Below are 13,777 nucleotides of genomic sequence, written 5' to 3' on the forward strand. Positions count from 1 at the left end.
CCACAGTCCTGGAAGCGGGAACGTGTCGGCGTGATGACAGGGAATGCCGCCGATGAAGCGGCGATGAACGATCCGGCTGTCAATCTGCCGCATTTGCCTTCCAGGATTGCCGGTCTCACGACCCCTCCACCTTTCCTTGGGTCATGGCTTTCGCTATGGCTGCATGACGTTTCTCACGACGAGGCCCTGAATGTTTCCGAAGCCGCAGGCGGCGCTGTCGCCGAATACCTACGCCTACGAGTCCGAGCCGATGGTCAAGGCGACGGGCTTTCGCGAGTACGACGCGCGCTGGTTGTTCGGCAAGGAAATCAACCTGATGGGCGTGCAGGCGCTGGGCATGGGCCTCGGCGTGCTGATCAAGGAGCTCGGCCAGAAGCAGGAGATCGTCACCGGTCACGATTTCCGCGGCTACTCGGCGTCGATCAAATACGCGCTGATCTCCGGTCTGATGGCGTCAGGCTGCAAGGTGCATGACATCGGCCTCGCGGTGACGCCGATGGCGTATTTCGCGCAGTTCGACCTTGACGTGCCGTGCGTCGCCATGGTGACGGCCTCGCACAACGACAATGGCTGGACCGGGGTGAAGATGGGCGCCAACCGCCCGCTCACCTTCGGGCCCGACGAGATGACGCGGCTGAAGGAGATCGTGCTCAACGCCGCGTTCGACAACAAGCCGGGCGGCTCCTACCAATTCCATGCGAATTTCCCGGCGCGCTATATCGCCGACCTTACCAACCGGCCGAAGCTGAAGCGCCGCATCAAGGCCGTTGCCGCGTGCGGCAACGGCACAGCGGGCGCGTTCGCGCCGAAGGTGCTGGAGGCGATCGGCTGCGAGGTGATTCCGCTCGATTGCGATCTCGACCACACTTTCCCGAAGTACAATCCGAATCCGGAAGACATGGAAATGCTGCACGCGATCCGCGACGCAGTGCTGCAGCACAAGGCCGATGTCGGCCTCGGCTTCGACGGTGACGGCGACCGCTGCGGCGTCGTCGACAACACCGGCGAGGAGATCTTCGCCGACAAGGTCGGCGTGATGCTCGCGCGTGACATGTCGGCGCAGAGGAAGGACGCGCAATTCGTGGTGGACGTGAAGTCCACCGGCCTGTTCCTGACCGATCCGGTGCTGCAGAAGCAGGGTGCAAAGGCGACCTACTGGAAGACCGGCCACTCCTACATGAAGCGGCGCACCCACGAATTGAAGGCGCTGGCGGGCTTCGAGAAGTCCGGCCACTTCTTCTTCAATGCGCCATACGGCCGCGGTTACGACGACGGGCTCGTCTCGGCGCTGGCGGTCTGCGACATGCTCGATCGCAATCCGACCAAGAGCATGGCGGAGTTGAAGGATGCGCTGCCGAAGACCTGGTCCTCGCCAACCATGTCACCGCACTGCGCCGACGAGATCAAGTACGGCATCGTCGAGCAGGTGGTGAAGCACTTCGAAGCTGCGCAGGCGAAGGGCGAAAAGGTGGCGGGTCAGGCGATCCGCGACCTCGTCACCGTCAATGGCGTGCGGGTCACGGTCGAGGACGGGAGCTGGGGCCTGGTGCGCGCCTCGTCGAACAAGCCGGAATTGGTGGTGGTTGTCGAGAGTCCGGTGTCGGAGCAGCGCATGCGCGATATGTTCGCTGCGGTCGATGGTGTGCTGCGCACGCATCCTGAAGTGGGCGAGTACAATCAGAAAATCTGAGCGGTCGCGCCGGATGCGTCGTTAGGCCGCGTCCGGCGAAAGCAATCAGCCGCGGGAACCGATTCGGCCCCGCGGCGGTTTCGCTTCCGGGGGAGACCGGAGCGATTTTCCATGCACAGTTATGGTCGACTCGCCGTCATGGCGGTCCTGTCGTTCATCGCGATGTACATTCTCATGTATGCGATGGTCGATACGGTGTTCGACGCCTATCCGAACTTGAACCAGGCCTATATGGCCGCGGTGATGGCGGCACCGATGGTGATGATCGAACTGCTGCTGATGCGGCCGATGTATCCGAACCGGATCGCCAATGCCGTGATCGGCGTGGTCTGCGCCGTGGCGCTGGCGGGCTTCCTGTATGCGATCCGCAGCCAGACCGGGATCGGCAACATGCAGTTTCTCAAGTCGATGATTCCGCATCACTCGGGCGCGGTGCTGATGTGCGAGCGTGCCAGGCTGACCGACGACGAGATCAAGCGGCTGTGCGCCTCGATCATCGAAGGCCAGCGCACCGAAATCACCCAGATGAATGCGCTGATCAAGCGGCTCGAGCAATGAGCGTTGGCGGCCGCCCTCAGGCGGCCACCAGAGCCGGCACCGGCAGTGCGGTGACCGACTTGATCTTCTCCATCGCGAAGCGCGAGGTGACGTTCTTCAGCGCCACCGTGCTGATCAGCTTCTTGTAGAAAGTGTCGTAGGCCTGCATGTCGGCGACGACCACGCGCAGCATGTAATCGACGTCGCCCGCCATCCGGTAGAACTCCATCACCTCCGGCATGGCGCTGACGGCGTCAGCGAATGTCTTCAGCCAGGCCTCCGAATGGTCGCCGCTCTCCACGGAGACGAACACGGTGATGCCGAGGCCGATCTTGTTCTGATCGACCAGCGCGACGCGGCGCAGGATGATGTCCTCGGCCTCCAGCCGCTGGATCCGCTTCCAGCACGGCGTCGATGAGAGCCCGACCCGCTCGCCGATCTCGGCGACGGAGAGGGACGCGTCTTCCTGCAGAACTGCGAGGATCTTGCGATCGATCGCGTCGAGGCGACGGGGTTCGTAGCTCAGGGCGGCGGTCTCGCTCATGGAATGATTTTTCCTCTAGGAACAGGCCCGAATTTAGCGTGCCGTTCTATAGAGAAAATCATTCTATTGCAATCTAGAAAAAGGTCTATTTTGAGAATAACTCTACCGCTAAGCTATTTTGGAGGGGGCGGGCGGCCTCTTTTGCGCGATAAGCGCCTCGACTTCGTCCCGGGTTGGGGCGGCAAAGGCGCCGCCAAACCGGGTGCATTTCAGCGCGGCGGCGGCGGATGCGAACCGCATCGCCGGCTCGATCCCCATGCCCTCGGCCACCGCCAGCGCGAACGCGCCATGGAACACATCGCCGGCGCCCAGGGTGTCCACGGTGTGCACGGGGAAGGTCGGCATGTGCTGCACATGCCCCTGCGCGTCGAGCCAGGTCATTCCCTGCGCGCCGCGGGTGACGGCCACGAACGAGGGCGTCTGCTCGGCGATCCGCTGCAGCGCGCTGTCGAGATCGGTGGTGGCGGCGGTTGCCGTTAGAGCTTCGGCCGAGAAAATGATGTGCGAGGAGGCGGCGAGCAGGCCCTCGCGCGGCGACATGACCACATCCGCGTCCATCACCACCGGAATCTTGCGGCGGCTCGCCTCGACGCACAGGTCGGTGACGAAGCTCGCGCAGCGGTTCTCGGTCAGCACCGCGTCGCAGTCCTTCAGCAGCGTGTCGGTATCGGGCAGCGTCACGTCCCAGAGCTTCGGGTCACGATAGGTGACCACGGTGCGCTCACCGGAGGGATCGATCATCACGTTGGAGATCGGCGTGACCGCGCCCGGCACATGGACGACGTTGGTGACGATGCCTTCCTGCGCGACCTGGTCGAAGACGAAACCCGAGGTGGTTTCGGATGCGTCGCCGGTCGGGCCGCAGAACGTCACGCGCCCGCCGAGGCGGGCGATGCCGACCGATGCGTTCAGCGCGTTGCCGCCGGCGAGTTCGACGAAATGCTCGGCGCGCACCTTTTCGCCGCGGCCGGGCAGGGTGTTGATCCGGTAGATCAGGTCGCGCACCGGCATGCCGATGCAGAGAATGGATTTCGCCCCGCCTGCCTGCTTCGCCGCTGCCATTGCGCTCCTGCCCTGTTCGCGTGTCAAACCGTCAATAACGGCGGCGCGGCAGTGAGGTTCCCGCCGGCAGGATCGTCACCACCGGCGTGCGCCGTCCGGCAGCGGACGTTTCTTCGCCGCCGGGCCGATCGACGGATTCATTTGCTGCCGAAGGCCCACTCGCCGAGCAGATGATGGGCGATGGCGATGCCGTTGGGGCTGCGGAAGCCATCCGCATGGGTGTTGTTGAACATCGCGATCACGTCGTCGCGGGTGAACCAGCGCGCATCCTCCAGTTCGTTGCGATCGATGCGGATGTCGGTGGTCACGGCGCGCGCGGTGCAGCCGATCATCAGCGAGTATGGATAGGGCCAGGGTTGCGCCTTGTAATAATGGACGTCGGCGCATTCGATGCCGGCCTCCTCGAGAATCTCGCGCCGCACCGCGTCCTCGATGGTCTCGGCTGGCTCGACGAAGCCGGCCAGGCATGACCACATTCCCTTCAGGAATTGCTTCTGGCGGCCCAGGAGGCAGCGGTCGCCGTCCGTCACCAGCATGATCACCACCGGATCGGTGCGTGGGAACGTCTCGGTCTTGCAGTTCGGGCATTCGCGCTTCCAGCCGCCTTGCGCCATCTGCGTCTTGGAGCCGCAGTTGGAGCAGAAGCCGTGGCGCTGGTGGAAATGCACCATCGATTTTGCCGTCGCGATCGCCGACAATTCCGAGGGCGGGACGATGCCCTGGCTCGCGACGTTGCGGAGCGGCTCGACCAGCACGTCGTTGCGACCGATCAGTTTTTCCGCCGCCGCCGGCGGGATGCCCATGCCGAAATACGGCGCGCCGTCGCGTAGGCCGAGGAAAATGGTGCCGGGATTGGCGCCGAAGCCCAGCGCCTCGCGGATCGTCAGCGCGGCGCGCACCGTGTCGCCATCCTGCTTCAAGAGCAGCGAATCGCGATGGATGACGAAGGCGCGGCTGTTCGACTTGCCTTCCAGTGCGAACAGTTTCTCCTCGTCGTCGCGCAGGTGCGCGGCGCGATCGAGCGGATTGATGAGGAAGCCGAATTCACCCAGCGGAAAAAGCGTGTCTTGCGTCATGTGCGTTTCAACCCAACCAGATTTTCTTGCGTATTGCGCTGATGAACAGCTTCAGCTCTTCAGGATCGTGCGTCAGCGGCGGCACGGCGCCCCAGACCGGACGCGGCCAGGCCGCGTCGGTCTTGCGGCGGGCGATGACATGGACATGCAGCTGCGGCACCACATTGCCGAGCGCGGCGATGTTCAGCTTGTCGCATTGCGTGACCTCCTTCAGCGCCCGCGCCACGCGCGTCGTTTCGGTCATCAACTGTGCCTGTTCCACCTCGTCAAGGTCGAGGATTTCCGCCACGCCGTCGCGGCGGGGGACCAGCAGCAGCCAGGGATAGTTGGCATCCTGGATGATCAGCACGCGGCACAGCGGCAGGTCGCCGAGATTGACCGTGTCGCGTTCAAGCTGTGGATGGAGCGTAAAGGCGGGCGCCTTGGGGAACATGAAGAATACCAGTCACATAGTCGTGGGATACAGCGTAGCAGAAGCAGATTGCTTGCGCTTGCTTTCTGCGCCCGTTGGCCCCAAATAGGGCCGGGAGATTGGCAGTGGACGAGCCACTCGCCAACCGGGTCAGGTCCGGAAGGAAGCAGCCCTAACGAGCTCCGGTTCGGGTCGCTCGTCAGTCTCCCACCTTAATTCGCCGGTCTGGCTGGCCGGCTGCCGAATCATCTCCGGCAGCGCAAGGCAGCCATTCCGTTGCCGCCGCTCTGGACTGTGCCCGCTGGGGTCGCGGTCCGACCATTCCGGATGCCTCTTAGCGGATCGCCCGATGACCGATACCGGCAAATCCGCCAGTGCCACAGCCTCCGCTCCAGATCCCGCCGACGCTTCGCCGGGTTTCGACCTCGGCGCGCCGCCAGCCGCCGCGGGCGGTTACCGCGTATTGGCGCGCAAATACCGCCCGGCGACCTTCAACGATCTGATCGGCCAGGAGGCGATGGTGCGGACCATCTCGAATGCATTCGATACCGGACGCATTCCGCAGGCCTGGATCCTGACCGGCGTGCGCGGAGTCGGCAAGACGACGACCGCGCGCATTCTCGCCCGCGCGCTGAATTACGAAATGGCGGACGGGTCGGTGAGCGGGCCGAGCATCACGATGCCGACGCTCGGCAAGCACTGCCAGGCGATTATGGAGAGCCGGCATCTCGATGTGCTGGAAATGGATGCGGCCTCCCATACCGGCGTCGGCGATGTCCGTCAGATCACCGACGGCGTCAATTACGCGCCGGCCAGCGCGCGCTATAAGGTCTACATCATCGACGAAGTGCACATGCTGTCGACGGCGGCGTTCAACGCGTTCCTGAAGACGCTGGAAGAGCCGCCGTCGCATGCCAAGTTCATTTTCGCCACCACCGAAATCCGCAAAGTGCCGATCACGGTGCTGTCGCGCTGCCAGCGCTTCGACTTGCGCCGGGTCGATGCCGATGTGCTGGTGGCCAATCTCAGCCGCATCGCCGGTCTCGAGAAGGTCGAGGCGGAGCCGGACGCGCTGCGCATGATCGCGCGTGCCGCGGAAGGCTCCGTGCGTGATTCGCTGTCGCTGTTCGACCAGGCGATCGCGCATGCGGCCGGCACGGTGCGCGCCGAGGACGTACGGCAGATGCTCGGGCTCGCCGACCGGACACGGGTGATCGAATTGTTCGGCGCGCTCGCCGGCGGCGACATCGAGGCGGCGTTCCGCGAATTCCGCGATCAGTACGACATCGGCGCCGACCCGATCGTGATCCTGAGCGATCTCGCCGAGTTCGTGAACTTCGTGACGCGGGTGAAGATCGCACCCGCCACCGCCGACAGCGGCGCCTATGGCGAGACCGAGCGGCTGCGCGGCCGCGAGTTCGCGGCGAAGCTGTCGATCCGCGTGCTGTCGCGCATGTGGCAGATGCTGCTCAAGGGCATCACCGAGGCGCAGACCGCGACGCGTCCGGCGCTGGCGGCGGAGATGGTGCTGGTGCGGATCGCCTATGCGGCGGACCTGCCGACGCCGGACGAGGCCCTGCGCGCGCTCGAAAGCGGCGGCGCGCCGTCGGCGTCTTCCGGCGGCGGCAACGGGGCTGGCCGCGGCACGTCGGCGGCGCCGCGGATGGAGAGTACAATGCCTGCCGCGCGTGGGACGTTCACGCCGACCACGGCGCGTTCCGGTGCCGAGACGACGGCGATGCGCGTCGATGCCACACCGCATATGCAGACCGCGACCGCGCCGCATCTGCGCCTCAACAGCTTCGCCGAGATCGTGGCGCTCGCGGCCGAGAAGCGTGACATCACCATCAAGAAGGCGCTGGAGAATGATGTCCGCCTGGTGCGGGTCGAGGACGGCATGCTGGAGATCGCGCTCGAGCCGAATGCGTCGCGTGCGCTGGTCGGCGAACTCTCGCGCAAGCTGGAGCAATGGACCGGCCGTCGCTGGACCGTCGCCGTTTCCAATGCGCCGGCGCAACCGACCTTGCGCGCCCAGGCGCAGGCGCAGCAGAACGAACTAGAAAATGCGGTGCGGGCCGATCCGCGCATTCGCGACGTGATGGCGAAGTGGCCCGGCGCGGAGGTGATCAAGGTGGAACGGCGCCAGCCGCAGCAGGCGGAGTTCGACGCCGACATGCCCGAAACCACCGGCGACGACGATTGATCCACGGATGAATGAGGACGGTTCATGGCTGATTTTCTCGGCATGATGAAGCAGGCGGCGCAACTGCAATCGAAGATGAAGGCGCTGCAGGAGGAGCTCGATCAGGTCGAGGTCGAAGGCGTGTCCGGCGGCGGGCTCGTGACCGTGCGCATGTCCGCCAAGATGGAACTGAAGGCGCTGAAGATCGATCCGTCGCTGATGAAGCCGGAAGAGACCGAGATCGTCGAGGACCTGATCGTCACCGCGGTCGGCGATGCCAAGCGCAAGGCCGAGGCGGCGATGCAGGAGAAGATGGCGGCGCTGACGGGCGGCTTGAAGCTGCCGCCGGGCTTCGGGCTCGGCTGATGCCGTCTGCGGTTGCAGGCCCCGAGATCGAGCGGCTGATCCAGTTGCTGGCGCGGCTGCCGGGGCTCGGCCCGCGCTCGGCGCGCCGCGCCGCGCTGCATCTGATCAAGAAGCGCGATGCGCTAATGGCGCCGCTGTCCTCGGCGCTGCAGGTTGCGATCGACAAGGTGCAGGTGTGCAAGACCTGCGGCAACATCGATACCCAGAATCCATGTACGGTCTGCACCGATCCGCGCCGCGATCAATCGACCATCGTCGTCGTCGCCGACGTTGCTGATCTGTGGGCGCTGGAGCGCGCGTCGGCGAGCGGTGGCCTCTACCATGTGCTCGGTGGTACGTTATCGCCTCTCGATGGCGTCGGGCCGCAGGATCTCACCATCGAGCAGTTGGTGGCGCGCGCGCACGCGGACACTGTGCACGAAGTTGTGCTTGCGCTCAACGCAACAGTGGACGGTCAAACGACGGCGCATTACATCACTGATCTTCTGCAGGACGCCAACGTAAAGGTGACACGGCTCGCCCATGGCGTTCCGGTTGGCGGCGAACTTGACTATCTCGATGAAGGAACGCTGGCGGCAGCAATGCGGCAGCGAACCCTCTTTTGAGGCGATGAAGGTGGATATGACGACACGGACTCTACGCTTGCTGGTGGCGGCGCTTTGCGGTTCCGCTACGATTCTCGTGGGTGAAGCTTTTGCGCAAACGCCGAAGCCGATCAGGAACGGCGACGTTCTGACCGGGGAACTGCGGGTGATGCGCAGCCGCGCCCAGGGCAAGCGGATCGAGACCTATCAGGTGCTGAGCGAGGCGCGGCGCATTCCAGGGCCGGATGGCATGTGCAATCTCGAGACCGGGCCGGAGACGTTTCAGATCGTCACCCACGATCCCGCCGACATCGGCAAGCTGAAGCCTTATATCGGCAAAAACATCTCGATCAAGGCGAGCGACATGTCCTGCGCCTCGGTGGCGGGACAGGTGAGCGACGCGCTCATCTCCAAGTGGAGCATCGTGCAGTAGGCGTCGCGCCACATAAGCATCGTGGGATAACGGTGCCGCTCACGTCCTCGGTTTCAGCGTCGCGAAGTGGCCGCGGCGCTGCAGCCAGACCAGCAGGATCAGGCTCGGGATCGCCACCAGCACGCTGACGGCGAAGAACAGCGGCCAGCCGGTCGACTGCGCGACGAAGCCCGCGCTCGATGCAAGATAGGTCCGTCCGACCGCGGACAAGGCCGCCAGCAGCGCATATTGCGTGGCGGTGTGCAGCGGATTGTTGCATAGCGCCGACAGGTAGGCGACGAAGATCACCGTGCCGATCGCACCGGTGAAATTCTCGGCGGTGATCGCCGCCGCCAGTGCCCACTGGTTGATGCCGACGGTGGCGAGCCACGAGAACACCAGGTTCGAGAGCGCCTGCAGGATGCCTGCGAACCAGAGGCAGGCGGGCAGCGACCAGGCGCGCGCGAGAAAGCCGCCGGCGAAGCCACCAGTCAACGTCGCCGCAAGTCCCACGCCCTTGACGATCGCCGCGTAGTCGTTGCGGGTATAACCGAGGTCGATCACGAACGGCGCGGTCATCGTGCCCGAGAACGCATCGGTGAATTTGTACAGAACGACGAAGGCGAGCACGGCCCAGGCGTCTTTCCGCGTCAGGAATTCGAGCAGCGCGCCGTAGGCGGCCTCGGCGACACGTTGTGCGGGCTTCTCGTCTTTCGTTTCGGCGAGCGCGTCTTGCGAGCGCGCGGGCTCGGTGGCCAGGATCGACGCGAGCATGCCGATGAAGACCATCGCCGCCATCGCCACATAGCCCCAGGTCCAGGCGCTCGCCTTGACGTAGCCCCAGCTCTCGAAGCCGCTGACGAGGAACAGCGCGCCGGCGGTGGAGACCAGCATGCCGATGCGATAGGCGGCGACATAGCTAGCCATGCCCGCGGCCTGTTCGTTCTCGGGCAGGCTTTCGACACGGAAGGCATCGACCACCGTATCCTGCGTCGCCGATGCGGTCGCGACCAAAAGCGCGCCGAGCACGACGAACAACGGTGAGCGCGCGGGGTCGGTCAGCGCCAAGAGGATGATCGCTGCGATCAGCAGCAGTTGCGAGAACACCAGCCAGCCACGGCGGCGGCCGAGCAGCCGCGTGAGCCCGGGCACACTCAGCGCGTCGATGAACGGTGCCCAGAGGAATTTGATGGTGTAGGGCGTGCCGACCGCGGCGAACAGGCCGATGGTGCTGAGGTCGACGCCGGACTCGCGCATCCAGACCTGCAGCGTCGAGCCGGTCAGCGCCAGCGGCAGGCCGCAGGAGAAGCCGAGGAACAGGACGATCAGCACCCGCGGTTGCAGGTAGACGGCGAGCGTCTCGGCCCACGACGCGGAGCGGGTGGCCGGCTTCTCGGCGGTCGGCGAGGCGTCGGACGCAGTCATGCCAGAGGTGGTAGCAGATTCGGCGGACAAAAGTGCGGCTAGTTCCAGCCGCCGACCGCCAGGACTACTCGCCCGCCTGCAGTTTGCGAACCGGCGCGCGCGGGAACAGGTCGGCCGCGGCCTGCGCGGGAACCGCTGCCTCGGGCTTGTCGAAGTCGAGGTCTTCGATCCGCGCGGCGCGCTTGTCGATCTTGTCGGCGGAAATCAGGATCTGGCGGACGTCCTCGTTGGCCTGGCCGAAATGCTGTTGCAGCTTCAACACCCGCTCGCGCAGCCGGCCGAGGTCGTCGGTCATGCTGAAGACCTCGTTGCGGATCTGGTCGGCTGCCTCGCGCATGCGCGCGTCCTTCAGGATCTGCTGCATCACCTGGATCGCCAGCATCAGCAGCGACGGCGACACCAGCACCACGCGGGCACGATACGCCTTCTGCACCACATCGTCGAAACCGTCGTGGATTTCGGCGTAGACGGATTCCGACGGCACGAACATCAGCGCCATCTCCTGGGTCTCGCCCGGGATCAGGTATCTGCCGGCGATATCGGTGACGTGCTTGAGGATGTCCTGCCGCAGCCGCTGCGCCGCGCTCTTCCTCTCCTCGTCGCCGCGCGCGTCGCGCAACGCGGTGACCGATTCCAGCGGAAACTTCGCGTCGATGCACAGCGGTCGCTGGTCGGGCAGAAACACCACGCAGTCGGGGCGCTTGTTGTTGGAGAGCGTGTGCTGGAAGGCGTAGGAGCCCTTCGGCATGCCGTCCTGCACGATCGCTTCCATGCGCGCCTGGCCGAAGGCGCCGCGCGCCTGCTTGTTGGCGAGCACGTCGCGCAGCGTCGTCACCTGCGTCGTCAGCTCGGTGAGATTCTTGTGCGCGCTGTCGATCACCGCCAGCCGCTCATGCAGGTGGCGCAACTGATCCATGGTGCTGCGGGTCGACTGCTCCATCGACTGGCCGACCCGATGGGTCACCGCGTCGAGCCGATCGTTCATCGCCCGCGCCATATCGGTCTGCCGGCCGGCGAGCGCCTCGCCCATCGCCTGCATCCGCCCGGCGGTTTCGGCCTGGCTGCGCAGCATGTCGGCGAGCCGCTCCTCCAGTTCATCGGCGCGGATCGCTTGCGCCATGCGCGCGGCCTCGCTGCGGCTCGCGCCGCGCGCCAGCACGACGGCGATGACGGCAAGCAGCAGCAGCACCAGGCCCGCAAAGGCCATCAGCGCCTGGGCGGTGGTGACGGCGACGTCGCCGGCCATGAAGAGAATCTCGGACATGCAGCCCTTGTAGCCGATTCGGAGGCTTTCGCGAACGAAGAGAGAACATATATGCTTGGCGAGATCCAAAGGAGCGCGGTTAAGCGGACCTGAACGATCACGGTTAAGCACACCTTGAGAGTTATGGTTAACCGCGCGTTGAGAGATATGGTGAACCATCGGTTAAGATCGGGGGCGCGGCGTCGTCGGCGTGCCCATTCGGCAGATTGACCGGATCATTCGCCCGGATTACATCGCCCGCCATGGCTATTCGTGACATCATCATCCTGCCGGACAAACAGTTGCGGCTCGTTTCAACGCCGGTCGAAAAGGTCACGGGGGACGTGCGCAAGCTCGCCGAGGACATGTTCGAGACCATGTACGACGCGCCGGGCATCGGCCTCGCCGCGATCCAGGTCGGGGTTCCGCAGCGGCTGATCACGATGGATCTGGCCAAGAAGGAAGGGCCACCCAATCCGCGGGTGTTCATCAATCCGGAGATCACCTGGTCGTCGGAGGACCTGTCGGTCTATGAGGAAGGCTGCCTGTCGATCCCGGAATATTACGAAGAGGTCGAGCGGCCGGCGAAGGTGCGGGTGCGGTTCCTGGACCTCGACGGCAAGGTGCATGAGGAGGAGGCCGAGGGCCTCTACGCCACCTGCATCCAGCACGAGATCGATCATCTCAACGGCGTGCTGTTCGTCGATTATCTGTCGAAGCTGAAGCGCGACCGCGTGCTGAAGAAGTTCACCAAGGCCGCCAAGCGCGCGGAATAGCTCCGCCCGCTCGTTGCACCGTTGAAGGATCGGCCGACCGCATGCCGCTGCGTCTTGTCTTCATGGGTACACCGGATTTTTCGGTGCCGACATTGCGGGCGCTGGCCGAAGCCGGCCACGAGGTCGCCGCGGTCTATACCCGTGCGCCGAAGCCCGCCGGGCGGGGCATGAAGGAGCAGGTGACGCCGGTCGAACTCGAGGCGCGCGGCCTCGGCATTCCGGTGCTGACGCCGAAGACGCTGAAAACCGAAGAAGCCCAGGCCATGTTCCGCACCCATCAGGCGGATGCGGCCGTGGTGGTGGCCTATGGATTGATCCTGCCGCAACCCATTCTCGACGCGCCGCGGCTGGGGTGTTTTAACCTGCATGCATCGTTGCTGCCGCGTTGGCGCGGGGCGGCGCCGATCAACCGCGCGATTATGGCGGGTGACGACGAGAGCGGCGTCATGGTCATGAAGATGGATGCGGGCCTCGACACCGGCGACGTGGCGATGACAGGCCGCGTCACGATCACCGATGCGATGACCGCCGGCGACCTGCACGACATGCTGGCGGAGAGCGGCGCGCCGCTGATGGTGCGGGCGATGGATGCGCTGGCGAACGGCGAATTGCCGCTCGTGCCGCAGGCGTCGGAGGGCGCCACCTACGCGGCCAAGATCGACAAGACCGAGGCGCGGATCGACTGGATGAAGCCCGCGCGGGCGGTGCTGCGCCATTGCCATGGACTGTCGCCGTTCCCCGGCGCCTGGAGCGAGGTCGCGATCGACGGCCAGCCGGTGCGCATCAAGATTCTGCGCTGCGAACTGGCGAACGGGCTGGGTGCGCCGGGCGAGTTGCTCGATGATCGGCTCACCGTTGCTTGCGGCGCGGGCGCGATCCGCATCGTCGAACTGCAGCGCGCAGGCAAGCAGCCGATGAGCGCCGAGGTGTTTCTGCGCGGCACGCGCGTCGTGGCGGGGAGCCGGATGCAATGATCATCCGTCCCGAAGCCCCCGACGACGGCGCGGCGATCCGCGCGGTGGTTGCCGCGGCCTTCGGCCAGTTCGCCGAAGCCGATCTGATCGACGCGCTGCGCAAGGACGGCGATCTGGTGCTGTCACTGGTGGCGGCGATCGATGGCGAGATCGTCGGCCATGTCGGGTTCTCGCGGCTCTGGATCGCGCAAGACGGCCAGCGTCTGCCCGGCATTGCGCTCGCGCCGGTGTCGGTGCTGCCGCGGCTCCAGCGCAACGGAGTAGGTCGCGCCCTGATCGGCGCCGGCCATCTGCGGCTGAAGACGGCGGGCGAAGGCATCGTCTTCGTGCTCGGCGATCCGGCCTACTATCAGCGTTTCGGGTTTTCGGCGGCCGCAGCGGCGCCGTTCGCCTGCGTGTATCAGGGCGAATACCTGCAGGCGCTGCGGCTCGCGGCGGATGCGCCGGTTGTGGGGACGGTGACCTATGCGCCCGCCTTCGGCGCGCTGGAATAG

General features: G+C 65.3%; 15 protein-coding genes and 1 other RNA gene. 10 read left to right on the forward strand and 6 right to left on the reverse strand.

Annotation, left to right across the window (positions count from 1 at the left end; translation table 11 throughout):
* Positions 1 to 190: 190 nt before the first annotated feature.
* Both X566_RS11200 and X566_RS11205 read left to right on the forward strand, forming a co-directional pair.
* On the forward strand, positions 191 to 1,690 hold the full coding sequence (locus tag X566_RS11200; protein WP_034466211.1) for a phosphomannomutase/phosphoglucomutase: 1,500 nt from the start codon (positions 191 to 193) through the stop codon (positions 1,688 to 1,690).
* 111 nt (positions 1,691 to 1,801) lie between these two features.
* Positions 1,802 to 2,248 carry a DUF305 domain-containing protein gene (locus X566_RS11205; protein WP_034466213.1) on the forward strand — a complete coding sequence of 149 codons (447 nt, stop codon included), beginning with the start codon at positions 1,802 to 1,804 and terminating at the stop codon, positions 2,246 to 2,248.
* 16 nt (positions 2,249 to 2,264) lie between these two features.
* Here the strand turns inward: X566_RS11205 and X566_RS11210 are convergent, their stop codons facing one another.
* The 4 genes from X566_RS11210 to X566_RS11225 all read right to left on the reverse strand — a co-directional run bounded on the left by X566_RS11210 (position 2,265) and on the right by X566_RS11225 (position 5,342).
* Positions 2,265 to 2,771 carry an Lrp/AsnC family transcriptional regulator gene (locus X566_RS11210; RefSeq protein WP_034466215.1) on the reverse strand — a complete coding sequence of 169 codons (507 nt, stop codon included), beginning with the start codon at positions 2,769 to 2,771 and terminating at the stop codon, positions 2,265 to 2,267.
* A 108-nt stretch (positions 2,772 to 2,879) separates the two neighbouring features.
* Positions 2,880 to 3,833 (reverse strand): sugar kinase, encoded by a 954-nt coding sequence (locus X566_RS11215; RefSeq protein WP_034466217.1) that lies wholly within the window; start codon positions 3,831 to 3,833, stop codon positions 2,880 to 2,882.
* 137 nt (positions 3,834 to 3,970) lie between these two features.
* On the reverse strand, positions 3,971 to 4,909 hold the full coding sequence (gene nudC, locus X566_RS11220; protein WP_034466220.1) for an NAD(+) diphosphatase: 939 nt from the start codon (positions 4,907 to 4,909) through the stop codon (positions 3,971 to 3,973).
* Positions 4,910 to 4,916: 7 nt separating this feature from the next.
* Entirely contained in the window at positions 4,917 to 5,342 is a 426-nt protein-coding gene (locus tag X566_RS11225; RefSeq protein ID WP_034466223.1) for an HIT family protein, read from the reverse strand.
* A 93-nt stretch (positions 5,343 to 5,435) separates the two neighbouring features.
* Here X566_RS11225 and ffs point away from each other — a divergent pair.
* The 5 genes from ffs to X566_RS11245 all read left to right on the forward strand — a co-directional run bounded on the left by ffs (position 5,436) and on the right by X566_RS11245 (position 8,886).
* Positions 5,436 to 5,532: signal recognition particle sRNA small type (ffs, locus tag X566_RS24315), an RNA gene on the forward strand.
* Between the two features lie 138 nt (positions 5,533 to 5,670).
* Positions 5,671 to 7,524: a DNA polymerase III subunit gamma/tau gene (locus X566_RS11230; protein ID WP_034466225.1), complete on the forward strand. Its 1,854-nt coding sequence runs from the start codon at positions 5,671 to 5,673 to the stop codon at positions 7,522 to 7,524.
* A gap of 24 nt (positions 7,525 to 7,548) precedes the next feature.
* Positions 7,549 to 7,869, forward strand: coding sequence for a YbaB/EbfC family nucleoid-associated protein (locus tag X566_RS11235; RefSeq protein ID WP_034466228.1), 321 nt, complete (start codon positions 7,549 to 7,551; stop codon positions 7,867 to 7,869).
* Positions 7,869 to 8,474, forward strand: a complete 606-nt coding sequence (recR, locus tag X566_RS11240) for a recombination mediator RecR (protein ID WP_034466229.1) — start codon at positions 7,869 to 7,871, stop codon at positions 8,472 to 8,474. Before X566_RS11235 ends, recR begins: the two co-directional genes overlap by 1 nt.
* A gap of 16 nt (positions 8,475 to 8,490) precedes the next feature.
* Entirely contained in the window at positions 8,491 to 8,886 is a 396-nt protein-coding gene (locus X566_RS11245; protein WP_034468391.1) for a hypothetical protein, read from the forward strand.
* Between the two features lie 39 nt (positions 8,887 to 8,925).
* Here the strand turns inward: X566_RS11245 and X566_RS11250 are convergent, their stop codons facing one another.
* Positions 8,926 to 10,290: an AmpG family muropeptide MFS transporter gene (locus X566_RS11250; RefSeq protein WP_034466230.1), complete on the reverse strand. Its 1,365-nt coding sequence runs from the start codon at positions 10,288 to 10,290 to the stop codon at positions 8,926 to 8,928.
* Positions 10,291 to 10,354: 64 nt separating this feature from the next.
* Entirely contained in the window at positions 10,355 to 11,554 is a 1,200-nt protein-coding gene (locus X566_RS11255; RefSeq protein WP_034468392.1) for a DNA recombination protein RmuC, read from the reverse strand.
* Positions 11,555 to 11,796: 242 nt separating this feature from the next.
* Here X566_RS11255 and X566_RS11260 point away from each other — a divergent pair, with 242 nt between their 5' ends.
* The 3 genes from X566_RS11260 to X566_RS11270 are packed head-to-tail and all read left to right on the forward strand — an operon-like array spanning position 11,797 to position 13,777.
* Positions 11,797 to 12,309 carry a peptide deformylase gene (locus tag X566_RS11260; RefSeq protein ID WP_034466231.1) on the forward strand — a complete coding sequence of 171 codons (513 nt, stop codon included), beginning with the start codon at positions 11,797 to 11,799 and terminating at the stop codon, positions 12,307 to 12,309.
* 41 nt (positions 12,310 to 12,350) lie between these two features.
* Positions 12,351 to 13,283: a methionyl-tRNA formyltransferase gene (gene fmt, locus X566_RS11265; protein ID WP_034466232.1), complete on the forward strand. Its 933-nt coding sequence runs from the start codon at positions 12,351 to 12,353 to the stop codon at positions 13,281 to 13,283.
* Entirely contained in the window at positions 13,280 to 13,777 is a 498-nt protein-coding gene (locus X566_RS11270) for a GNAT family N-acetyltransferase (RefSeq protein ID WP_034466233.1), read from the forward strand. The genes fmt and X566_RS11270 overlap by 4 nt, the downstream gene beginning before the upstream one ends.

Source organism: Afipia sp. P52-10, assembly GCF_000516555.1.
Lineage (GTDB): Bacteria > Pseudomonadota > Alphaproteobacteria > Rhizobiales > Xanthobacteraceae > P52-10.

Bases quoted from the DNA above. Each gene is read 5' to 3' on its own strand.
- X566_RS11200 (WP_034466211.1), top strand. From the start codon at position 191: ATGTTTCCGAAGCCGCAGGCGGCGCTGTCGCCGAATACCTACGCCTAC.
- X566_RS11205 (WP_034466213.1), top strand. From the start codon at position 1,802: ATGCACAGTTATGGTCGACTCGCCGTCATGGCGGTCCTGTCGTTCATC.
- X566_RS11210 (WP_034466215.1), bottom strand. From the start codon at position 2,771: ATGAGCGAGACCGCCGCCCTGAGCTACGAACCCCGTCGCCTCGACGCG.
- X566_RS11215 (WP_034466217.1), bottom strand. From the start codon at position 3,833: ATGGCAGCGGCGAAGCAGGCAGGCGGGGCGAAATCCATTCTCTGCATC.
- nudC (WP_034466220.1), bottom strand. From the start codon at position 4,909: ATGACGCAAGACACGCTTTTTCCGCTGGGTGAATTCGGCTTCCTCATC.
- X566_RS11225 (WP_034466223.1), bottom strand. From the start codon at position 5,342: ATGTTCCCCAAGGCGCCCGCCTTTACGCTCCATCCACAGCTTGAACGC.
- X566_RS11230 (WP_034466225.1), top strand. From the start codon at position 5,671: ATGACCGATACCGGCAAATCCGCCAGTGCCACAGCCTCCGCTCCAGAT.
- X566_RS11235 (WP_034466228.1), top strand. From the start codon at position 7,549: ATGGCTGATTTTCTCGGCATGATGAAGCAGGCGGCGCAACTGCAATCG.
- recR (WP_034466229.1), top strand. From the start codon at position 7,869: ATGCCGTCTGCGGTTGCAGGCCCCGAGATCGAGCGGCTGATCCAGTTG.
- X566_RS11245 (WP_034468391.1), top strand. From the start codon at position 8,491: ATGACGACACGGACTCTACGCTTGCTGGTGGCGGCGCTTTGCGGTTCC.
- X566_RS11250 (WP_034466230.1), bottom strand. From the start codon at position 10,290: ATGACTGCGTCCGACGCCTCGCCGACCGCCGAGAAGCCGGCCACCCGC.
- X566_RS11255 (WP_034468392.1), bottom strand. From the start codon at position 11,554: ATGTCCGAGATTCTCTTCATGGCCGGCGACGTCGCCGTCACCACCGCC.
- X566_RS11260 (WP_034466231.1), top strand. From the start codon at position 11,797: ATGGCTATTCGTGACATCATCATCCTGCCGGACAAACAGTTGCGGCTC.
- fmt (WP_034466232.1), top strand. From the start codon at position 12,351: ATGCCGCTGCGTCTTGTCTTCATGGGTACACCGGATTTTTCGGTGCCG.
- X566_RS11270 (WP_034466233.1), top strand. From the start codon at position 13,280: ATGATCATCCGTCCCGAAGCCCCCGACGACGGCGCGGCGATCCGCGCG.